This is a genomic window from Thioclava sp. UBA3469 (genome assembly GCF_002378135.1).
In the GTDB taxonomy this organism is placed as follows: domain Bacteria; phylum Pseudomonadota; class Alphaproteobacteria; order Rhodobacterales; family Rhodobacteraceae; genus Thioclava; species Thioclava sediminum.
Genome location: NZ_DFRG01000275.1, coordinates 1 through 19,747, shown reverse-complemented (window position 1 = coordinate 19,747; position 19,747 = coordinate 1). Strand labels below are relative to the sequence as shown.

At 61.2% G+C, this 19,747-nt stretch carries 21 protein-coding genes; 9 read left to right on the top strand and 12 right to left on the bottom strand.

Annotated features, from left to right (window positions below):
• The 6 genes from B3D39_RS20110 to pcaD form a co-directional block, all read right to left on the bottom strand.
• Positions 1 to 707: lyase family protein (locus B3D39_RS20110; RefSeq protein ID WP_286790025.1), on the bottom strand; the 707-nt coding region annotated here is incomplete at its 3' end.
• Positions 704 to 1,546, bottom strand: coding sequence for a 3-keto-5-aminohexanoate cleavage protein (locus B3D39_RS20105; RefSeq protein WP_078601559.1), 843 nt, complete (start codon positions 1,544 to 1,546; stop codon positions 704 to 706). The genes B3D39_RS20105 and B3D39_RS20110, both read right to left, overlap by 4 nt.
• Positions 1,547 to 1,549: 3 nt before the next feature.
• A complete protein-coding gene (gene pcaG / locus B3D39_RS20100; RefSeq protein WP_286790024.1) occupies positions 1,550 to 2,149 on the bottom strand; it encodes a protocatechuate 3,4-dioxygenase subunit alpha in 600 nt (199 codons plus the stop codon).
• Positions 2,149 to 2,871 (bottom strand): protocatechuate 3,4-dioxygenase subunit beta, encoded by a 723-nt coding sequence (gene pcaH, locus B3D39_RS20095; RefSeq protein ID WP_286790023.1) that lies wholly within the window; start codon positions 2,869 to 2,871, stop codon positions 2,149 to 2,151. The genes pcaG and pcaH overlap by 1 nt, the downstream gene beginning before the upstream one ends.
• Positions 2,868 to 3,218 carry a 4-carboxymuconolactone decarboxylase gene (gene pcaC, locus B3D39_RS20090; RefSeq protein ID WP_414718043.1) on the bottom strand — a complete coding sequence of 117 codons (351 nt, stop codon included), beginning with the start codon at positions 3,216 to 3,218 and terminating at the stop codon, positions 2,868 to 2,870. The genes pcaH and pcaC overlap by 4 nt, the downstream gene beginning before the upstream one ends.
• Positions 3,219 to 3,234: 16 nt before the next feature.
• Positions 3,235 to 4,020, bottom strand: a complete 786-nt coding sequence (gene pcaD / locus B3D39_RS20085; RefSeq protein WP_286790021.1) for a 3-oxoadipate enol-lactonase — start codon at positions 4,018 to 4,020, stop codon at positions 3,235 to 3,237.
• A 76-nt stretch (positions 4,021 to 4,096) separates the two neighbouring features.
• Between pcaD and B3D39_RS20080 the strand changes: the two genes are divergently transcribed.
• A complete protein-coding gene (locus B3D39_RS20080) occupies positions 4,097 to 5,017 on the top strand; it encodes a LysR substrate-binding domain-containing protein (RefSeq protein WP_286790020.1) in 921 nt (306 codons plus the stop codon).
• A gap of 47 nt (positions 5,018 to 5,064) precedes the next feature.
• Here B3D39_RS20080 and B3D39_RS20075 read toward each other — a convergent pair whose 3' ends face one another.
• A complete protein-coding gene (locus B3D39_RS20075) occupies positions 5,065 to 5,994 on the bottom strand; it encodes a hypothetical protein (protein WP_286790019.1) in 930 nt (309 codons plus the stop codon).
• 331 nt (positions 5,995 to 6,325) lie between these two features.
• On the opposite strand from B3D39_RS20075, the gene B3D39_RS20070 reads away from it, so the two are divergent.
• Together B3D39_RS20070 and B3D39_RS20065 are read left to right on the top strand one after the other, a co-directional pair.
• The gene (locus B3D39_RS20070; protein ID WP_078549851.1) at positions 6,326 to 7,171 is read left to right on the top strand and encodes a hypothetical protein; all 846 of its coding nucleotides are present in this window, start codon (positions 6,326 to 6,328) and stop codon (positions 7,169 to 7,171) included.
• Between the two features lie 253 nt (positions 7,172 to 7,424).
• Complete coding sequence (locus B3D39_RS20065; protein ID WP_349678107.1) at positions 7,425 to 7,655, top strand: hypothetical protein; 231 nt, start codon at positions 7,425 to 7,427, stop codon at positions 7,653 to 7,655.
• Positions 7,656 to 7,803: 148 nt separating this feature from the next.
• Here B3D39_RS20065 and B3D39_RS20060 read toward each other — a convergent pair whose 3' ends face one another.
• Positions 7,804 to 8,700 carry a LysR family transcriptional regulator gene (locus tag B3D39_RS20060; protein WP_286790018.1) on the bottom strand — a complete coding sequence of 299 codons (897 nt, stop codon included), beginning with the start codon at positions 8,698 to 8,700 and terminating at the stop codon, positions 7,804 to 7,806.
• A 144-nt stretch (positions 8,701 to 8,844) separates the two neighbouring features.
• On the opposite strand from B3D39_RS20060, the gene B3D39_RS20055 reads away from it, so the two are divergent.
• The 4 genes from B3D39_RS20055 to B3D39_RS20040 all read left to right on the top strand — a co-directional run bounded on the left by B3D39_RS20055 (position 8,845) and on the right by B3D39_RS20040 (position 14,436).
• Positions 8,845 to 10,074: an aromatic ring-hydroxylating oxygenase subunit alpha gene (locus tag B3D39_RS20055; protein ID WP_286790017.1), complete on the top strand. Its 1,230-nt coding sequence runs from the start codon at positions 8,845 to 8,847 to the stop codon at positions 10,072 to 10,074.
• A 4-nt stretch (positions 10,075 to 10,078) separates the two neighbouring features.
• A complete protein-coding gene (locus B3D39_RS20050) occupies positions 10,079 to 11,149 on the top strand; it encodes a hybrid-cluster NAD(P)-dependent oxidoreductase (RefSeq protein WP_286790016.1) in 1,071 nt (356 codons plus the stop codon).
• 41 nt (positions 11,150 to 11,190) lie between these two features.
• Entirely contained in the window at positions 11,191 to 13,227 is a 2,037-nt protein-coding gene (locus B3D39_RS20045) for an NADH:flavin oxidoreductase (RefSeq protein WP_286790015.1), read from the top strand.
• A gap of 456 nt (positions 13,228 to 13,683) precedes the next feature.
• Complete coding sequence (locus tag B3D39_RS20040; RefSeq protein WP_286790014.1) at positions 13,684 to 14,436, top strand: glycosyltransferase family 25 protein; 753 nt, start codon at positions 13,684 to 13,686, stop codon at positions 14,434 to 14,436.
• Here B3D39_RS20040 and B3D39_RS20035 read toward each other — a convergent pair.
• Together B3D39_RS20035 and B3D39_RS20030 are read right to left on the bottom strand one after the other, a co-directional pair.
• Complete coding sequence (locus B3D39_RS20035) at positions 14,433 to 15,206, bottom strand: Stf0 family sulfotransferase (protein ID WP_286790013.1); 774 nt, start codon at positions 15,204 to 15,206, stop codon at positions 14,433 to 14,435. The genes B3D39_RS20040 and B3D39_RS20035 overlap by 4 nt on opposite strands.
• A 201-nt stretch (positions 15,207 to 15,407) precedes the next feature.
• On the bottom strand, positions 15,408 to 16,181 hold the full coding sequence (locus B3D39_RS20030; protein ID WP_286790012.1) for a Stf0 family sulfotransferase: 774 nt from the start codon (positions 16,179 to 16,181) through the stop codon (positions 15,408 to 15,410).
• A gap of 263 nt (positions 16,182 to 16,444) precedes the next feature.
• Here B3D39_RS20030 and B3D39_RS20025 point away from each other — a divergent pair, with 263 nt between their 5' ends.
• The gene (locus tag B3D39_RS20025) at positions 16,445 to 17,368 is read left to right on the top strand and encodes a glycosyltransferase family 92 protein (RefSeq protein WP_286790011.1); all 924 of its coding nucleotides are present in this window, start codon (positions 16,445 to 16,447) and stop codon (positions 17,366 to 17,368) included.
• 144 nt (positions 17,369 to 17,512) lie between these two features.
• Here the strand turns inward: B3D39_RS20025 and B3D39_RS20020 are convergent, their stop codons facing one another.
• A complete protein-coding gene (locus tag B3D39_RS20020; RefSeq protein WP_286790010.1) occupies positions 17,513 to 17,731 on the bottom strand; it encodes a hypothetical protein in 219 nt (72 codons plus the stop codon).
• Between the two features lie 157 nt (positions 17,732 to 17,888).
• On the opposite strand from B3D39_RS20020, the gene B3D39_RS20015 reads away from it, so the two are divergent.
• Positions 17,889 to 18,917 (top strand): IS110 family transposase, encoded by a 1,029-nt coding sequence (locus tag B3D39_RS20015; RefSeq protein ID WP_286790009.1) that lies wholly within the window; start codon positions 17,889 to 17,891, stop codon positions 18,915 to 18,917.
• 214 nt (positions 18,918 to 19,131) lie between these two features.
• Here the strand turns inward: B3D39_RS20015 and tnpC are convergent.
• Positions 19,132 to 19,747: IS66 family transposase (tnpC, locus tag B3D39_RS20010; RefSeq protein WP_286790008.1), on the bottom strand; the 616-nt coding region annotated here is incomplete at its 5' end.

Here is a 19,747-nt window from a genome sequence, read left to right as displayed (position 1 = left end):
CCGGCCATCGCGTCACGGCGGCTGTGCCACGGCTGATCCTCGGCCTGCAAGCCCAGCGCCGCAGCCACGCGGTTGCGCACCGGCTGCGCCTTGTCGCCCAGCGCCGCATCGGTACCGACCGCGCCATGCAGCGAGACCCGGCCCGCGCCTTGCATCACGGCCATTCGCGCCGCCGCGTCGATCAGCGGCTGCCCCCAGGACGCCACCAGCGCGCCGAAGGTCACCGGCAGGCCGATCTGGCTGCGAGTGCGCCCGGCCATCACCGTCTCGGCCTCGCGCCCGGCCAGCGCGCCGGTCACACGGATCACGCGCCGCAGCCGCGCCGCGATCACGGCAAGCGCCTGCGTCATCAGAAGCGCCGTCGCACTGTCGATAATGTCTTGCGATGTCGCTCCCCAATGGAGCGCCTGCCCCGCCTCTTCCGAGAGCTTGCCGCGCAGATCGCTCAGCAGCGCCGGAACCGGCACGCCATCGCGCGCGGCTCCTGCGGCCAGCGCGGCGGGATCGGGCTGGTATCCATGCAGCTTTTCCGCAATCTCGGCAGCGGCAGCCTCGGACACGACATCTTCGGCGGCGCAAGCCTCGGCCAATGCCACCTCGACACGCACCATTGCAGCCAGCAGCGCAGCATCGCCAAGCATCGCACCCAGTTCCGGATCGCCGTAGAGACCGGACCAGAGCGGGTTGTCGAGGGGCGACAGGCTCATGCGGCCCCCTTCATCGGCAGCGCGAGGATCTCGCGCGCCTGCTGCCATGTGGCAACCGGACGGCCCGCCTTTTCGCACAGATCGACCGTGCGCTGCACCAGCGCCGCATTCGAGGGCGCGAGCGTGTCCCGATCAAGCCGGATGTTGTCCTCCAGCCCGGTGCGGCAATGGCCGCCGGTCTCGATGCACCATTGGTTGACGATCGCCTGCCCCGGCCCGACACCCGCCGCGCACCATGTCGCCTCGGGCAGCACCCGCGCACGGGTCTCGCGCATGAAATCAAAGGCCGCGCGGTCGACGGGCATTGCGTTCTTCACGCCCATGACGAATTGTACATGGACATTCGCGGGCAGCCGCCCGTCGCCGACCAGTTTCGCGGCCTGAAAGATGTGGCTGAGATCGAAACACTCGATCTCGGGGCGCACGTCGTAGGTCTTCATCTCGGAAGCCAGCCAGTCGACCAGATCCGGCGGGTTCTCATAGACCCGCGTCGGGAAGTTGTTCGACCCGACCGAAAGCGAGGCCATGTCGGGCCGCAAAGGCAGCATCCCGCCGCGCGTCTTGCCTGCGCCGGAGCGCCCACCCGTCGAGAGCTGCACGATCATGCCGGGGCAATGCTGGTGCAGCCCCTCCATCAGCCGCGCGAAGCGGTCGGGGTCGGAACTCGGCGAGCCGTCCTCATTGCGGACATGGCAATGCGCGATGGTCGCGCCCGCCTCGAACGCGGCCTGCGTCGACTCGATCTGCTCGGAGATCGTGATCGGCACAGCGGGGTTGTCGGATTGCTGCGGCACGGAGCCGGTGATCGCGACACAGATGATGCAAGGGTCCTGGGTCATGGCTCAGATATCGAAGAAGACGGTTTCGCCTGCACCTTGCAGACGGATTTCGAAGCGGTATTCGCCCGGCCCGGTCGCTTCGGCGACCATCGTGGCGATCCGGTCGCGATGCTCGATCCGCGCCAGAAGCGGGTCGCCCGACAGGTCGTCCTCGGGGAAATACATCCGGGTATGGAGCCCGTGATTGATCCCGCGCGCGAAGATCCAGAAGGAGATATGCGGCGGCGTCTTGCGGTCGCCCGAAAGCGCAATCGCGCCGGGCTTGATCGTCTCGAAGGTGATCTCGCCGGTGGTGAAATCGGCGGGAACACGGCCGAAACCGGAGACAGCCGGGTCGGCCCCCTCCTGCCCCGGATAGATACCGGCGGCGTCAGCCTGCCAGGTCTCGACGAGACAGTCGCGCAGCGGCAGATCGCCCCCGTCGACGACGCGACAGGTGATCTTGATCCGGTCGCCTTTCGCCTCCGGCCCGGCGATCTCGCGGCCCAGCGTCTCGAAGGGCACATCCTCGATGCCGCAGGCTTCGGGAGCCAGACCGATATGGACGTAAGGCCCTGCCGTTTGCGAGGGCGTCAGGATCGGCTTGTCGAATTTCTGCACCATCACAATCCCTCCGGGCGGTTTTCGAAATGGGTCTGGCGGTGGCCGCGCAGCACGATGTCGAAGCGGTAGGCAATCGCGTCCATCGGTTTCGTCTCGCTCATGTCGAGCGCCGCGACGAGCCGGTCGAGCGCGGCCTTGTCGGGGATCGTCTGTGCGATCGGGCAGCGTGCGATCAGCGGGTCGCCCTCGAAATACATCTGGGAGATCAGACGCTGGCCGAAGCTGTGGCCGAAGATCGAGAAGTGGATATGGGCCGGGCGCCATTCGTTCGGGCCGTTGGGCCACGGATAGGCGCCGGGCTTCACGGTGCGGAACGCGTAGGAGCCGTCTTCGCCGGTGATCGTGCGCCCGCAACCGCCGAAATCGGGATCGAGCGCCGCCAGATAGCCGTCTTTCTTGTGGCGGTAGCGCCCGCCCGCATTGGCCTGCCAGATCTCGATCAGCGCGTTCGGGATCGGCCGGTTGTTCTCGTCCAGAAGCCGACCGTGCACGATGATCCGCTCGCCGATGGCGCTGGCGCCGGGGCGCGCGTAGTTCAGCAGAAGGTCGTTATCGAGCGCGCCGAGCTTCATATGGCCGAAGGTCGGCCCGGTCTCCTCGCTGGGCGAGCTGTCGAAAGAGATCAGCGCGCGCTCTGGGCTGCGCAGCACAGAGGTCTTGTAGGCTGGCGTGAAGAGAGGCGGATGGATACCGGCCTCGCGGGGGATCAAACGACCGGTCATTGGCCCATCTCCTTCAGCGTTTCCTTGATGATCTTGATCGCGTGATTGGCGCGGGGCACGCCCGCGTAGACCGCGACATGCAGCATCGCTTCGCGCAGGTCCTCGGGGGAGGCACCCGTGTTGACGGTGGCGCGGGTATGCATGGCGATCTCCTCGTGATTGCCCTGCGCTGCCAGAAGCGCGATCGTCACGATGGAGCGTTCGCGCGGCGTCAGGTCGGGCCGCGACCAGACCGAGCCCCAGGCGCCTTCGGTGATGAATTCCTGAAACGGCGCGTCGAACTCGGTCTTGCCCGCATCGGCGCGGTCGACATGGGCGTCGCCCAATACGCGACGGCGCGTTTCCATCCCTGCTTCATATCGCTCAGACACGCTCATGCTCCTTCAGAAATTCAGTGATGAGGCGCGCCAGTTGCTCGGGCGCCTCGATTGCGGGAATATGCCCCGCGCCTTCAATCAATTCGGCCCGCGCGCCGGGAATGGCGGCGGCCATCTCCATGACCTGCTCGGGCGGGGTCGCGCCGTCATGGCTGCCCGCGATCACCAGCGTCGGGGCGGAAATCTCGGGCAGCGCGTCGCGCAGATCGGCCCCGGCGAGCGCCGCGCAGCAATTCGCATAGCCCTTGGCGTCGGTGCGCGCGACCTCCGTCACCCAAAGCGCGCAATCGGGATGGGCGCGGAAGGTGGGGCCGAACCAACGCTCGATCACGCCTTGCGCCATCGCGGGCAGGCCTTGGCTTTCCAGGGTGGCGATCCGCTCGGCCCAGCTTTCTTCGGTGCCGATCTTCGCGGCGGTGTTGCTGAGCACCAGCGCGCGCACGCGTTCAGGGGCGATCCGCGCGATCTCCTGCGCGATCATGCCGCCGATCGAACAGCCGACGAAAACCGCCCGCTCGATGCCCAGATGATCGGCCACCGCCAGCGCATCGCGCGCCAGATCGGTGATCGTGGGGGCGGCGTCAGAGGTCGCGCTCAGCCCGTGGCCGCGCTTGTCCATGCGCACCAGACGATAGCCGGAGAGCGGGGCGACAAGCCCATCCCACATCCGTAGATCGGTGCCCAGCGAGTTCAGACATATAACCGGAACGCCCTGTGCCACACCGTCTTCGCGGTAATGGATATGGCCCCAGTCGCAAATAAGTGCGTGCATCCTCTTCCTCCCACCATAATCTTTTCTGAAGTTTTCGCTTGAGCCAAATATAAAATGCACGTTAATCCATAACCCCATGGCTATGCATAAAGGTCTCAAGCTGCGGCACATCCGCGCCTTTCTCGACACGATCGAGGCGGGCGGCGTGTCGGCTGCGGCACGTAAACAGGGGATTTCACAGCCTGCCTTGTCGAAAACCCTCTCCGAGATGGAGGCGATGCTGGGCGGCGCGCTTCTGGAGCGGCGCGGGCGGCGCCTGACGGTGACCCCTGCGGGCGAGGCGTTTCGCCGTCATGCGATTCAGGCGTTGCAGGAGCTTGAGGCAGGCGCCGCTGCGCTGAGCGGCGACGGGATCGGCGACGTGATCAATGTGGGCGCGCTGCCGACCGTGGCGGGCTCGATCTTTCCGGGCGTCGCGCTCGACTTCAGCCGTGCCCATCCGGGCATGCGGCTCTCGATCAGCACCGGGCCGAACCTGTATCTGCTCGACCGGATCCGCTCGGGTGCGCTGGATCTGATGATCGGGCGGATGCCAGCGGCGGGGGACATGCCGGGGCTGCGCTTCGATTTCCTCTATGAGGAAGAGGTCATCCTCGCGGCGCGCGCGGGCCATCCTTTCGCGAACAGCCCCGCCCCCGAGGCGCTGCGCCAATGCGACGTGATCCTGCCCACGCGCGGCGCGATCATCCGGCGCATCGTCGACGATTATCTGGGCGCACAAGGCATCACCGAGCCGCGCTGCCCGATCGAGACTGTCTCGCTCGCGACCGGGCTCGGGCTTCTGGAAGGGTCGGATATGCTGTGGTTCATCTCGCGCGGCGTGGTGGCGCGCGAACTGGCCTCGGGGCTTCTGGTGAGCCTGCCGCTGGGCGCGCAGTTCATGTCGGGCGCGGTCGGGCTGACGATGAAACACGAGATGACCGAGCGTCCCGAAGTCGCCCGGCTGACCGCGATGATGCATGAGGCCGCCCGGCTGCGCGAGGCGACAACACGCTGAGGCGCGGGCAAGCCGCCCTGCCCCGGCGTATTACACCTCAAAAGGCGTTATGATCCGGGCGAGGTCGCCGCAGCGCGCGCCTGTCTTTGCGCTTGCCTGCGCGCCTTGAAGGCCGCGACCAGACGCGGGATGCGATGTTCCTTGCCGCGGCTGGCGAGATGGTCCTCCATCACCTTGCGGTAAAGGTAGATATCCTTGCGGCCTCGGGTCGACCGATAATACCAATCCTCGCTCAGCTCGCCCGTGACCGCGCGCGCGATGACCGCCTTCAGAAGCTCCATCCGGCGCAGCACCAGCGCCGTCTTGTGCCCCTGCCCGAATGCCTTGAGCAGCGTGACGTTATCGCGCGGCAGACGCCCGACCTGTCGCATATCCTCTTGCAGGAACGGATCGCAGATCACCCAGACCCTGGCCGCCGCACCACTATGCTCCGCCGCATCCGAGCGCGGCAGCGACCAGTCCTGATCGCGCCCCCGCGCAAAGCGCCGCTCCCACGGGACCAGATCGCGCGCGAGCGTCGTCTGTGGGCTGAAGGCCACCACGTCGCAGCCCGGCGCCAGATCGGCGAAGGCCAGCGCGCCGAAGCCGCCCATCGAGGTGCCCGTCATCACGACCCGCGCGTATCCTTCGAAAAAACCCTGATCGCGCAAAGCCTCCATCCGGGCGATCAGCCGCGCGTCGCGAAACCATGTCGGGCCTTGCGCGACCACGCCAAGATGGCTCCAGGCATTATCGCGGATGAATTTCTCGGCCCATGGCCGGATGTCATAGCCGGGATAGCCCGCATCCGAGAGGTTATCGAACGTCACGACCAGCGTGGCCGGATCGCGCGCGACATGGATCAGCGCATGAGCCCCGAGCTTTTCATAGAAGCCGTCGCGGGGACCGGCGGGAAAAATCTCGCGATACCAATCGGGCAGCTTCTCCTCGAGCCCGGTTTCGCCCCCTGCGGCGTCGTCTTCGAAATCATCGGCCATCGAGATCGCTTTTTCCTGCTCGGGATCGGTTGAGGTCTGACATTTTTTCTTGCGCCGATCAATTACATACGGATGGTTTGGTGCTATCGTCACGGCGAATGCGAGATAAGAAAAACCAAAGAGATCGGGCACATTTATGGCAACAGGGAAGCGGAGCGCAGAACGTGGCCTGAGCCGCAGGATGCGGAGTGGGTCGAACCCGTCATATTGTGAACGAGATTTCGTGCATTCTCGCGCCCATTGGACGCCCGACGTCTCCACCGAACTTACCGGATACCGCCCCCACGCAGCCTGACCGCCGCGAAAGACCTTTCCAAACAGGAGCCTACCCTTGTCCCAACTGCCGACGATCGCGACCCTGTGGATCGGAGACCGCCTGTCCTGGCTCGAACAGCTGAGCCTGAAATCCTTCGTCGATGCCGGCCATGACACGCTGCTTTATTGCTACAACCTGATCCCGAACGCCCCGCCCGGCGTGACGCTGCGCGACGCGCGCGAGATCTTTCCGGGCGACGAAATCATCCGCCACAAGCGCACCGGCAGCCCCGCGATCCATGCCGATCTGTGGCGCCTGCATCTGATGGAGAAGACCGATTACATCTGGGTCGATGCCGATGTGCTTTGCGTGAAACCCTTCGATTTCAAAGATGATTACGTCTTCGGGCTGGAGAAGCCGCACCTGATCTGCAACGCGGTGATGCGCTTGCCTGCGGAGTCGCAGACGCTGCGCGGGCTGCTGGATTTCGTGGCCGACCCCTATGCGATCGGGCCATGGCTGAAAGAAGAACAGCAAGAGGAACTGCGCGCAGCCCGCGACCGCGGCGAACCGGTGCATTTCTCCGAGCAGGAATGGGGGCTGACCGGCCCTGCCGCGTTGAGCCACTTCCTGCGCGAGACCGGCGAATGGGACCATGCGCTCTCGCAACAGGCCTTCTATCCGATCCCGTTCAAGAACCGGAACAAGATGATCATGTCGCGCTTCGACGTGGAGACGGATTTCCTGACCGACGAGACCTATGCGGTGCATATGTGGGCGCGTCGGATGAAGCCCCGTCTGGAAGAGGCCGAGAACAACCGCCCCCGGCGCGGCAGCTACATGCACAAGGCGTTGCAGAAGCACGGGATCGACCCGTCCGGGGCCCCGATCCCACCCAAGGTGAAACCCGTCGACGCCTGAGACGGTGGGGGGCTCCGGCAGTCGACGCGGGGTGCGAAAGCGCAGGCCCTGCCCGCGCCCAGCCTTGACCTCGACGGTCCGCTGACCCATCTTTTTGCTCAGATGCAGGTCACACTGAACGCCCGAGTGCTCGAACCTGCATCCAGATGATGTTAGCCTGCTGTTTCATTGACCCGGCTTGCAGCCACAGACAATCCGCCTTTGCTGTTCAGCCCGGAGGAGGTCCGCCATCAGCGCTCAGATACTTGCTGCAGTGATACTCTTGCCCTTCGTGTTCGTCGCTCTCTACGCGGGCATTCACGAGTTTCTCCGGTTCAGATCGGAGGGACGCGCGAACTACGGTCTGATCTTCGATGAAGAAACGGGAACCTCCTACGTGACCGGCATCGCGGAAGAAGAGGACGCGTTCGACCCTGACGACTTCGACCCCAACGACTACAACGATCCCGAAGTCGCAGAGGAAACGGAAGAGAGCAAAACCTGACCGTTGCGGCCTCTGAGCCTTCTTTGTCGGCGCGACCGCTCACGGGCGGTGCCCCCCGGCCCTAAACCTTCACGCCTGAGCGCCTAGGGACGTGGCAAATGCCTGTGCGATGCGTTCGACGCGAGCGAACCCTCGCGGCAGTCTCCGATCAGCCATCCGCCTTCGTGACGCTCTGCGCGACCAGCCAGTCGCGGAATTTCTTTGCTTTCGCCGACGCGCGACGGTGAACCTTGATGTAGAAGCACTGTGGCGACACCACGCTTTCTGACCCGAGCGCGACGAGCTCTCCGGCCTCGATCAGGTGGCCGACCAGACCGTCCCAGCCAAGCAGAGCCCCCACGCCTTCCTTCGCCATTTGCAGCCCGATCATGTAATTGTTGACGGTGATCCGTTTGCCGGTCGGCTGCGGAGCGCCGAGCTCGGACAGCCAATCGGGCCATTCGGTCCAGCGATGGCGCTCGCGCGTGATGTGGATCAGCGGGACGCGGTGCAAGTCATGCGCGGAGGTGATGGCATAGCGCGCAGCAAAAGCCTCCGAGCCCACCGCGCAGATACGGTCCTGAAAAAGCTGCGTGCAGCTTTCGTCCCCCTCGGGAAACTCGCCGTAATGCAAGCTGAGATCGACGGTCGCTTCCAAATCCACCGCGTCGCTCACGATCTGCGAGACGTTGATATCCGAGTGGTTCAGCCAGAATTCCGTCAGTTTGGGAGTGAGCCACAAAGAGCTGACCGCGGTCGAGGCCAGCACCATCACGTCGTCCTCCGCGATGGGCCCCCGCATATCCCGGACCACGTCCGATATCGCCTCGAAGCTGCGCTGCACGGCGTTGAAAAGATAGGCCCCGGCCTCGGTCAATTCGACGCCGCGATGCTGGCGGCGGAAAAGCTGCTGACCAAGCTCCGTCTCGAGCGCCCGAATCTGATGGCTGACGGCGGTCGGCGTCACGTTCAGCTCTGACGCCGCCGCCTTGAAGCTTAATTTTCGGGCAGCAGCCTCGAAACAATTCAGTGAGCTAAGCGAGGGAAGATCATAGGGGCGCTGCATGATGTCGGTTTCGAACCATTCCGTGTCGAAATATGCCTCGGATGAGATAATCTCATTCGGGATGAGTATTTATGACGTTGAGAGACACGAAAAAGCAAATTTGAAATGAGGTGAAATCACGCTTGGATAGGAAAGGCCGCGCCCGTGACACCTCCTCTTGCCGATCTGCTCGCACATCGCAAACCCGGATATTCGCTCGACCGGGCTTTCTATACCGACCCGGGCATCTTCGAGGAGGATCTCGAGCATATCTACTACCGCGAGTGGCTTTATGCGATTCCGGCCTGCCAGCTGGTCAAGACCGGCGACTACGCGCGCCTGAAGATCGGGGCTTATGACGTCATTCTGGTCAAGGGCAGCGACGGCGAGATCCGGGGCTTTCACAACACCTGCCGCCACCGCGGCTCGATCCTGTGCAAGTCGTCCGGCGGGCGCGTGGCCAAGCTCGTCTGCCCCTATCACCAATGGGCCTACGATCTCGATGGCAGCCTGCTCTGGGCGCGCGAGATGGGGCCGGAGTTCGACCCGAAAGAACATCGCCTGCACGCGGTTCAGCCCCGCGATCTCTGCGGGCTGATCTATATCTGTCTGGCCGATGACGCCCCGGATTTCGAAGCCTTCGCGGCCATGGCGCGCCCCTATCTGGAGGTCCACGACCTGCACCGGGGCAAGGTCGCCTTCACCTCGTCGATCATCGAGGAAGGCAACTGGAAGCTGGTCTGGGAAAACAACCGCGAATGCTATCACTGCTCGAGCAACCACCCCGAGCTTTGCAACTCCTTCCCGCTCGACCCGGAAGTCGCGGGCGTCTCCGCCGATGGCTCGATCTCGCCCCGGCTTCAGGGGCATTTCGACCGCTGCGAGGCGGCGGGCGCACCGGCGCAATTCCGTCTGGGTGGCGACGGCCAATACCGTCTGGCGCGGATGCCGCTGCAGGACAATGCGGTCAGCTACACGATGGACGGTCAGGCGGCAGCGCGGCGTCCGCTTGGCCGCGTCGCTCTGCCCGATGCGGGATCGCTGCTGAAATTCCACTACCCGTCGACCTGGAACCACTTCCTGCCCGACATCACGCTGACCTTCCGGGTCATGCCGATCAGCCCCACGCAAACCGAGGTGACGACCTGCTGGATCGTGGATCGCGATGCGGTCGAAGGCGTGGATTACGATCTGCAGCGCCTGACCGAAGTCTGGATCGCCACCAACGATCAGGACCGCGAGATCGTCGAGGACAACCAGCGCGGCATCAACTCTCCCGCCTATACGCCGGGCCCCTACAGCCCGGACTGGGAGTCCGGCGTGATCCAGTTCGTCGACTGGTATGCCGACACCATGACCCGCGCGCTTGCCCCGCGCAGCGTCGCGGCGGAGTAGGCTCATGGCTGCAAATGCTCAACCGCTCCTTCAGTTCTGGACCGATGACGAACCGCTGGAATGCGTCAACTTCCTGCCCGAGGCCCCGAATACGGCGAGCTTCACCTTTCGTCCGCCCTCGGGGGCGCTGTTTCACTTCAATGCCGGGCAGTTCGTGACGCTGGAATTGCCGGTGGCGGGCGGCCCGCTGCACCGGACTTTCACGATCTCCTCCTCGCCGTCGCGCCCCACCTCGCTCACCGTCACAGTGAAGGCGCAACCGGACTCGCTTGGCACGCGCTGGATGCTCGACAATCTGCGCCCAGGCATGCGGATTAAGGCGTTGGGACCGGCGGGGATGTTCTCGAACGTCGTTCATCCGGCGTCGAAATACCTGTTCATCTCGGCCGGCTCCGGCATCACCCCGATGATGTCGATGACGACGCAACTCTATGATGCGGGCAGCGACCCGGACATCGTTTTCATCAACTGCGCGCGTCGTCCGTCGGAGATCATTTTCCGCGAGCGGCTGGAGCATATGGCTTCGCGCCTGCCGGGCATCGCGCTGACCTGGGTGGTCGAGGAACAGGACCGCTACGCGCCCTGGACCGGGATCAAAGGGCAGCTGAACCAGCTGATCCTCGGTCTCGCAGCCCCCGATTATCTCGAGCGCGAGGTGTTCTGCTGCGGCCCCGAACCCTTTATGCGCGCGGTGCGCGAGGCGCTGACCGGTCTGGGGTTCGACATGGACCACTACCATCAGGAGAGCTTCAACGCCCCGATCGCCGACCGCCCCGTCGAGCCCGAAGACGACGTGACCCCCGACGAGGATGCCGCGGTCGAGGTCATCTTCGCCAAATCCGGCAAGACCGCGAAGATCAAGGAGACCGAAACCCTGCTCGCCGCCGCGAAAGCTGCGGGCGTGCCGCTGCCGTCGGGCTGCACCTTCGGGGTTTGCGGCACCTGCAAGATCAAGACCAAGGGCGGTCAGGTCCACATGGTCCACAATGGCGGCATCACCGATGACGAGATCGAAGAAGGCTACGTTCTCGCCTGCTGCTCGAACCCGATCGGCGACGTCTCGATCGACGCCTGACAGCCCCCTGCCCTCAAGACCCGACCTCAAGGAGTCCGCCCATGTCCAGTGATCCGCTTCTGCAGCCCTATCAGCTCAAGCATCTGACGCTGAAGAACCGCCTGATGATCACGAGCCACGAGCCCGCCTACCCCGAGGACGGGATGCCCAAGGATCGCTACCGCGCCTATCATGTCGAGCGGGCGCGCGCGGGCGTGGCGCTGACGATGACCGCGGGCTCTGCTTCTGTTGCCCGCGACAGCCCGCCGGTCTTCAACAACATCCTCGCGTGGAAAGACGAGGTCGTCGGCTGGATGAAAGAGTTGACCGATGCCTGCCACGAGCACGATTGCGCCGTGATGATCCAGCTGACCCATCTCGGCCGTCGCACCCGCTGGGACAAGGCCGACTGGCTTCCGGTCGTCTCGTCGAGCCATGAACGCGAGGCCTCGCACAAGGCCTTCCCGAAGAAGGCCGAGGATTGGGACATCGCGCGCATCATCGAGGACTATGCCGACGCCGCCGAACGGATGAAAGCGGCAGGGCTCGACGGGATCGAGCTGCAAGCCTATGGCCACCTGATGGATCAGTTCTGGTCGCCTCTGACCAACGATCTGGACGGCCCCTATGGCGGCAGCTTGGAGAACCGTCTGCGCTTCACCTTCGACACGCTCAAGGCGATCCGCGCGCGGGTGGGCGACGAGTTCATCGTGGGCGTGCGCTACACCGGCGACGAAGACCAGCCCGGCGGCATTTCCCGCGCAGAGGGGCTGGAAATCTCGCAGCGTCTGAAAGACAGCGGCATGGTCGATTTCCTCAACGTGGTGAAGGGCCATATCGACACCGATGCGGGCCTGACCGACGTGATCCCGGTGCAGGGCATGCGCAGCGCGCCGCATCTCGATTTCGCCGGAGAAATCCGCGCCGCCACCCAGTTCCCGACCTTCCACGCCGCCAAGATTCAGGATGTCGCCACCGCGCGGCACGCGATCGCGGAGGGCAAGCTCGACATGGTCGGCATGACCCGAGCCCATATGGCCGACCCGCATATCGTCGCCAAGATCATGCGCGGCGAGGAAGAGCGCATCCGCCCCTGCGTCGGCGCGAATTACTGCCTCGACCGGATCTATCAGGGCGGCATGGCACTGTGCCTGCACAACCCCTCGACCGGGCGCGAATTGGAAGTCCCCCATGAGATCGCCAAGGCCGATGCGCCGCGCCGCGTGGTCATCGTCGGGGCCGGTCCGGCGGGGCTCGAGGCCGCCCGGGTGGCCGCCGAACGCGGCCATGAGGTCATCGTGCATGAGGCCGCCAACGATCCCGGCGGACAGGTGCGCCTGACCGCGCAATCCAAGCGCCGCCACGAGATGATCCAGCTGATCCAGTGGCGGTTCGCCGAGTGCGAGCGTCTCGGTGTGAGTTTCCGGTTCAACAGCTATGCCGACGCGGACACCATCCGCGCTGAACAGCCCGATGTCGTGGTGATCGCGACCGGCGGCCTGCCGCATACCGAAGTGCTGGATGCAGGCGACGATCTTGTCGTCTCATCCTGGGACATCCTGTCGGGCGACGCCCGCCCCGGCAGCAACGTGCTGATCTATGACGACGCTGGCGACTACGCCGCCCTGCAGGCCGCCGAGACCCTCGCCGCCAGCGGTGCCAAGGTCGAGGTCATGACGCGCGACCGCAATTTCTCCTCCGAGGTCATGGCGATGTCCCTGACCCCGTCCTTGCGCGAATTGCAGGCCCGCGACGTGACCTTCACCGTTCTCTGGAAACTGACGGGCGTGGCGAAGGACGGCAACGGCTTGGTCGCGAGCGTCGGCAGCGATTATGGCACCTTCACCCGAGAGCGGCAGGTCGATCAGGTTGTCGTCAATCACGGCACCCGCCCGCTCGACGACATCTATTTCGATCTTCGCGAAGACGCGACCAATCAGGGCGAAGTCGATTACGAAGCCCTGATCGCCGGCCAGCCGCAAACGGTCACGCGAAACCCGAGCGGCGTCTACCAGCTCTTTCGCATCGGAGACGCCGTGGCCGCGCGCAATACTCACGCGGCAATCTACGATGCCCTGCGGCTGATGCGCACGGTCTGATCTCGGTTGCAGGGGAACGGCACGCCCCGGCCTCCCACGACACGAGAGCCTGGGGCACACTGCGCTGGCTGCGGTCAGTGCAGGGATGGGGTCTGCCTTCAGGCCAACTGAAGCGCAAGACACCGCCCAAAGGCGGCATTTAACGCATTGATATGATTTAGAAGATTTGGTTGCGGGAGGGCGCAACCACCGTAGTCGACCCGAACTATGGTGTAGTATTTGAACAATTGACGCCTCCCGAAACCAAGGGAAAGGCGTTACAACCGTTTATCAAACACGATTTACAATGACTGTGCGAGCAATTCCCTATCGCGCAAATACGTGGGACAACCTATGCACTTGCCTGCGGAGGACTGCTTCGCGTAGGAGCCTTTTAGGTAGCTAGACTGCTCTCCGTGAGTGCCGGGCGGCGCTCGAAATGCGCTATAATGGCCAATACAGATATAAGACGAAGAGATGAAGACATACATTCTTACAATTGAACCACCGAATGGTAGCCGTATCTTGAATGCTCTTCGCGAATGCGAGCGACTAGACCTTTCGCCGGAGCCAGTCCAAGGCGTGACGTTGCAAGATGCTGATTTGAAAGCTGCTTACTCTCCGCTCGCCAACGTCCTGCGCATGAAACGTAGCCTGACGCCCGGCGAAATAGCCTGCTACCTTGGCCATCGGCGTATCTGGGCTAAAATGTTGGACGATGGAGAAGAATTTGCCTTGGTATGCGAAGATGATTTCAAGGTCCTCGATGACGATGGCTTCAGATCGGCGCTGGCTGCAGCGAGAAATCGAGAGGATTGGGCAGTCTTAAAATTCTTCGACTTCAGGCCGAAGCCGATCTGGAACTCTATCCCTCTAGGCCGCCTTTCTATGGTTGACTATAAATACCCGGCAGCCGGGGCGGTGTGTTACTTAGTTCGCGCCTCAGGCGCGGAAGCAATGCTGCGGCGTAAAAAGATCTTTCGGCCCGTAGACGTTGATTTTCAATATTGCTGGGAATTTGGAATTACGGTTCGCTCGGTCCATCCAAACCCTGTCGGCGAGATGGCAGAAAACCTGGGCGGTTCTTTGCTCGAAACAGCGCGCAAATCTGAGCGCCCCCGCCGCAACCCGCTCAGCGAAATCTGGAAAACGGTTGTTTCTGGAGAAAGAGAGATCCGGTCGGCCGCATATCGGGCTCGAGTTAAGAAAATGCAGCGCAATAATTCTTAGAAGGTATAGGGCAAGCGAATATTCTTCTTTTTCAACAACCGAAGGAAGGCTTTGCGCGAACGGGTTGGCCGCACCGGACTCGCAGCATCGAGTAAGTCTTCATCTGCCGCGTCTGCCTTAAAGCGCGTCAACCATTCCTCTGTCACTTCATCCCGTTGAACGCGTAGATCGCTTTCCACGTGTTCAGGCTCGCAAGCCCCAAGATATTTAGCGATATGTGCGAGAAAGGGATTAGCGTTCGGCACTAGATCCTCATACACAAATCCAGTCGCATCAAAACCCGTAATTCTCAAATAGTCTTCCCAAAAGCTATAGCTACGGGTGATCGTGAAGAGGCAGCGGGCGATCTGCTGAAAGTCGTATTCAGGCCTTCGTGTTTCATCGTTTCTTGCGGTCCACTGGCTGCTTTGCAGCGCGCGGGAAAAGGATACAGCTTGGCGAAGGCGATCGGCTCTGGTCAAAGTAATCAAGGCCACATCGTGGTGATTGTGGCAGTAAGCAATGAAGTCCATGCCGAATGCTTCCCGCATCTCATATAGATGGCGAGGAAAAATTTTGACATAAAACCCGGCACACCCCTCGCTGGATCTTTCAAGGGCGGCTTCGAAGTATGTCGAATAATCCGTCTTGCTTGGATCAATGCCTAACATCTTCGGATCGAGCCACTCCTTAGAATGCCCCAGCCCAGCATTGTGCGCAAGCGAACCAAGCCAGTTTGAGCCGCTTCGGCCTTCCGACAACACCAAAACTCCCTTGCGTCGCTTGCTCACATCAACCTCGGATTTGAAGAGTTCTTTCCCAACAGCCCACCAGCGGACAAACGTAAAAACGTTTAATATAGACAAACTGCAATCGAGTCGAGATTTGCATATCCTAGCCCTTGTTCCTACCCCACTCAGCAAAGGAATTCGCTTAAGGTAGCTCCAGAGTGCTCGCGCTTGACCGCTTGCTCCGAGAATGTAGGCGGTGCATTAATAGGAATATGGCAAGCGAATATACTGTTTTCGTAGCAGCCGAAGAAGGGCCTTGCGCGATCGCGCGGGACGCTCCGGCGCCGCAGCGTCCAAAAAGCTATGTCCAACCGCATCTATTGCAAAGCGCGAAAGCCACTCTTCGGTGCTGTTATCACGCTGGACCCGTAGCTCCGTAAAGGCCTCGTCGGGCGAAGACACTCCCAGAAAATTGGCGATATGCGCCAAAAATGGCTTCGGGTCCTTTACAAGGGCCTCATAAACGAACCTAGCCACCTCCAGATCGCGCGCCTTTGTATAATCATCCCAGAAACTGTAACTGCGTCCGATCATGAACAAGCATCGAGCGATTTCCTGAAAGTCGTATTCAGGCTCTCGTTGGGAATTTTTCCGCGTAGTCCACTGTTGGCTTTGCCGCGCGCGCGCGAAAGAAATTGCTTGGCGCAACCGATCGTCACGCGTCAAAGCAAGAAGTGCAATGTCGTGACGCCTTCGGCAATATGTAATGAAATCAACGCCGAAAGCGTCCTGCATTTCATAAAGGTGCCGTGGAAAAATCTTCACATAGAACCCTGCGCATCCCTCGCTCGCTCTTTGCAGAGCAGTCTCAAAGTAGGTTTCGGCATCCGTGCTGTAAGGATCGACCCCCAGTAGGTTGGGATCAAGCCACTCTTCAGATTTTCCGAGACGAGCGTTGAACGCAAGCGAGCCGAGCCAGGTCGATCCGCTTCGTCCCTCCGTCAATAGCAATATACCCTTGCGCCGTTTGCTCATCGCCAGCCCGAACCCGAATTGCTGTCATCCACTCGTGAGATAACAGGATCGAGGGTCGAGAAAAAGTGCATGCGTGTTCTTTGGGGGCCTGAGGCTCAACTTGGTGCCAACTCGCAAGGACGGGTGTGGTTTCAGTCAAATTTCTTACTATCGACCGCAGTGGAGTTATTTGATACCTCCTAACCTGTCTGAGCGCCCCTCAAGGACTACACTTGCATGCAACCGGAGAGGCGAACGCAGTAGATTCAAAGGGAGAATTCTCTATGAGATTTGCCACGCGTAAACTTCGCGCCTTAGGGTCACGAAAAATGCGCATGTTGCGGATAGTGCCCCCAACACCCCAGCAAGATCGTGACGGCCTCGCAATACCGATTCTCGTCCGCGACGTTGCCCCGTATGTCGTTGAGTGGCTGCAGTTTCATCACGCGGCTGGAGCGCGCCACTTCTTTATCTACGACAATGGTAGCACCGATGACACCTTAGCCCTGCTTCAACCGTTCGTTGAACAAGGCCTTGTGACAGTGCTGCCTTGGAAGCTAGTGGCGCGGGACGCTGAGACAGGTCGACAGTTCAATGCTCAAATCAGTGCTTTCGCGCATGCGATCATGACGTTCGGAATGAATTTTCAAAGGTTCGCTTTCATCGACATCGATGAATTCATTGTTCCGAAGCATCATTTAACGATCATGGATGCTGTCTATGCCGCAGGAAATCCAGTAAACCTCTCTCTAGGTTGGCATATGTTCGGACATTCAAACCATGAAACTTCGCCTCTTGGTGGTGTGATACGTAACTTCACCCAGAGAGCCCGTCTTCCCTACAAACTTCCAACCCGCCTATTACAGTATAAATGCATCGTCGACCCATGCGAAGTAACTTTAATCCACCATCATGAATTTGAAACGCTCACCATGCGAGATAATTCATCGAATGCTGTAGGAAAAGTTTCGCCAAATGGAAAGCGAAAATCCTTGGACTACTTCACCTCCGACAACCTACAGCTGAATCACTACTTTTGCCTTTCGCGGCAGGAAACGGACGAGAAGATCAATAGAGGCAGTGCGACATTCGAGACACCAGAACAACATCGGGAACGAATCCTGAAATTCGTCCGGGAAATCGAAAACGAAACTGAACACGACGTGAGCGCGATTAAATTTCTTGAACGCAGTGCGTCGAAAGCATGACAGTATTGGCGAACTACTGATATTGACACTGTTACAAAGGTCAGTCAGAGGCCTAGGCAACTAACCAGATTAGCGCTAGTCGCCTCAGTTTTTGTCACTATGAGCCCCAACAATGCGAAAACGAATTCTAGCGTACATCAACAATTAATCAGTTCTAAAGTCCTCTAGATCTATAGCTTTTTCCGCGATTTCGCGCGCCCGATGAGGCTCTGCAATGATCGCGCCGAGTGCAGCATGATAGCCTGCTGCTTTTCTTGCCATAGCGTCATTGGAAAGAGTTTCCCACGCGAAGTCAGCCTCCGCTTCAAGCTCTTCAATCTTTCCGCCTAAAATCCAGTCTGCAACGGCCATTCGAATACCCATGGGTTCCTCGGAAATTTTCCTGTGTGATTGCCCTGCATGATATCACACAGGCATAATCAGGTATAGACTACTGTTCACAGCCTGAGCTAATGAGATGAACTGCCTTCCCACCAAACGTTGCTATCATTGCGGGCAGAGGTGGAGAGAGGAGCATCTGATGGACATCAAGGTTCTGGGCATTGATCTGGGTAAGACCGTTTGCAGTCTTGCTGGGCTGGATGAAGCGGGAGCGGTTGTGTTTCGCAAACGGCTCCAGCGGCATCGGCTGTTGGACTTTCTTACTACGCTCCCGCCTTGTGTGGTTGCGATGGAAGCCTGCGGCGGGGCGCATCACATCGGGCGCTTTTGTCTTGAGAAGGACCATGAGCCTCGGTTGATGTCGCCGCTCTATGTCCGGCCCTATGTGAAGGTTCACAAGAATGACGACCGTGATGCGGAGGCGATTGCCGAAGCCGCGACGCGCCCGACGATGTCATTCGTTGCGATCAAATCGGAAGAACAGCTCGACCTTCAGGCTTTGCACCGTGCGCGGGAGCGCCTCGTGTCGGACAGGACGCGCTTGATCAACCAGGGTCGAGGCTTCTTGATGGAACGCGGCATTCGGGTTGGCACTGGGCGCCACGTCTTCCAAAAGGAACTTGCCAGATTGGCTGCAGAGGGCGCTTCCGATCTTTCCCCGCGAATGCGCCTGCTGGTGACTGACATGGCGTCAGAACTGGGCGTGATCAATGAGCGGGTCGCGGCGATCGATACCGAAATCAAGGCGCTGGCCAGGACAGATGCCGATATGCAGCGCTTGATGGAGATCCCCGGCATCGGTCCGACGATTGCGACAGCGCTCGTAGCAGCTGTCGGCACCGGCAGCTCTTTTGGCAAAGGTCGTGATCTTGCCGCATGGCTTGGTCTGGTGCCGCGGCAGGTCACGACAGGTGGCAAGGCCAAGCTGATCGGCATCTCGAAACACGGTAACCGATATTTGCGTAAGCTCTTCATCCACGGAGCTCGAACGGTGCTGCATCTCGTGCGTGACAGGACGTCGCCAATAACGGCTTGGGCAGACGCTTTGAAGGGGCGAGCGCATGTGAACGTCGCGGCGGTCGCCATGGCCAACAAGATGGCACGTATTGCCTGGGCCGTTCTGACGAAGGGTGAGAGATATCGGCCGAATGCCATGAGCGGCCTGTAGTCGGGCAAACCCGCAACCGTGACCTGCCACGGGATTTTTCCTTCACCATCGATTAGAGTCCGGCCCAAATTAACGACGGAAAATGAAGTGAACGAGTTTCACGGAAGAGCCGATCATCGGCATCCTGTCCGAGTATGCGGCAGGTGCGAAGTGCGCAGAGCTGTGCCGCAAGCACGAATTTTACCGTAAGCGGCGGCTGCATCCCACCCCAGGTTCAGCTTGACGGCTTGAAGTTCCACGGGAGAAGTTCATCAATGCGGCCTTGCGGATGGCCGGCGGCGATGGCCTCGAGGGTGGCCTTGAGATAGTCGAAGGGCTCGACGCCGTTGATCTTTGCGGTCTCGATGAGCGATGCGATGCGTCCCCAAGCGCGCCCGCCTTCGTCATGTCCGGCGAACAATGCGTTCTTCCTGTTCAGAGCGATGGGCCGGATCAGGTTCTCCACGCTGTTGGAGTCGATCTCCACCCGCCCATCGTGCAGGAAGGTCTGGAGCCCGTCCCAGTGCCGGTGGATGTAAGCGAGCTTCTCGCCCAGACGCGACTTGGCGGAGACACGCAGACGTTGCTGTTTTAGCCATTCACCGAACTCGACCACGAGGGGCGCTGTGCGCGCCTGTCGGGCCGAGAGCCGCTGTCCCGGCGCCGTGCCGCGAATGTCGGCCTCGATCTTGTAGAACTCGGCGATGCGGCGCAGCCCCTCGGCGGCGATCTCGGAGCCGTCGCGGTCGAAGACCTCCTTCAGCTTGCGCCGGGCGTGGGCCCAGCAATGCGCCACGCGGATCGGGTTGCCACCCTTGCGGGCGGGACGCGTCAAACGGTTGTAACCCTGG

Excerpts from the sequence above, each read along its gene's own strand:
- B3D39_RS20020 (WP_286790010.1), bottom strand. The coding sequence starts at position 17,731 with ATGGGTATTCGAATGGCCGTTGCAGACTGGATTTTAGGCGGAAAGATT.
- B3D39_RS20015 (WP_286790009.1), top strand. The coding sequence starts at position 17,889 with ATGGACATCAAGGTTCTGGGCATTGATCTGGGTAAGACCGTTTGCAGT.
- pcaH (WP_286790023.1), bottom strand. The coding sequence starts at position 2,871 with ATGACCGGTCGTTTGATCCCCCGCGAGGCCGGTATCCATCCGCCTCTC.
- B3D39_RS20030 (WP_286790012.1), bottom strand. The coding sequence starts at position 16,181 with ATGAGCAAACGGCGCAAGGGTATATTGCTATTGACGGAGGGACGAAGC.
- B3D39_RS20045 (WP_286790015.1), top strand. The coding sequence starts at position 11,191 with ATGTCCAGTGATCCGCTTCTGCAGCCCTATCAGCTCAAGCATCTGACG.
- B3D39_RS20080 (WP_286790020.1), top strand. The coding sequence starts at position 4,097 with ATGGCTATGCATAAAGGTCTCAAGCTGCGGCACATCCGCGCCTTTCTC.
- B3D39_RS20060 (WP_286790018.1), bottom strand. The coding sequence starts at position 8,700 with ATGCAGCGCCCCTATGATCTTCCCTCGCTTAGCTCACTGAATTGTTTC.
- B3D39_RS20105 (WP_078601559.1), bottom strand. The coding sequence starts at position 1,546 with ATGACCCAGGACCCTTGCATCATCTGTGTCGCGATCACCGGCTCCGTG.
- B3D39_RS20040 (WP_286790014.1), top strand. The coding sequence starts at position 13,684 with ATGAAGACATACATTCTTACAATTGAACCACCGAATGGTAGCCGTATC.
- B3D39_RS20050 (WP_286790016.1), top strand. The coding sequence starts at position 10,079 with ATGGCTGCAAATGCTCAACCGCTCCTTCAGTTCTGGACCGATGACGAA.
- B3D39_RS20025 (WP_286790011.1), top strand. The coding sequence starts at position 16,445 with ATGAGATTTGCCACGCGTAAACTTCGCGCCTTAGGGTCACGAAAAATG.
- pcaC (WP_414718043.1), bottom strand. The coding sequence starts at position 3,218 with ATGGAAACGCGCCGTCGCGTATTGGGCGACGCCCATGTCGACCGCGCC.
- pcaG (WP_286790024.1), bottom strand. The coding sequence starts at position 2,149 with ATGGTGCAGAAATTCGACAAGCCGATCCTGACGCCCTCGCAAACGGCA.
- pcaD (WP_286790021.1), bottom strand. The coding sequence starts at position 4,020 with ATGCACGCACTTATTTGCGACTGGGGCCATATCCATTACCGCGAAGAC.
- B3D39_RS20075 (WP_286790019.1), bottom strand. The coding sequence starts at position 5,994 with ATGGCCGATGATTTCGAAGACGACGCCGCAGGGGGCGAAACCGGGCTC.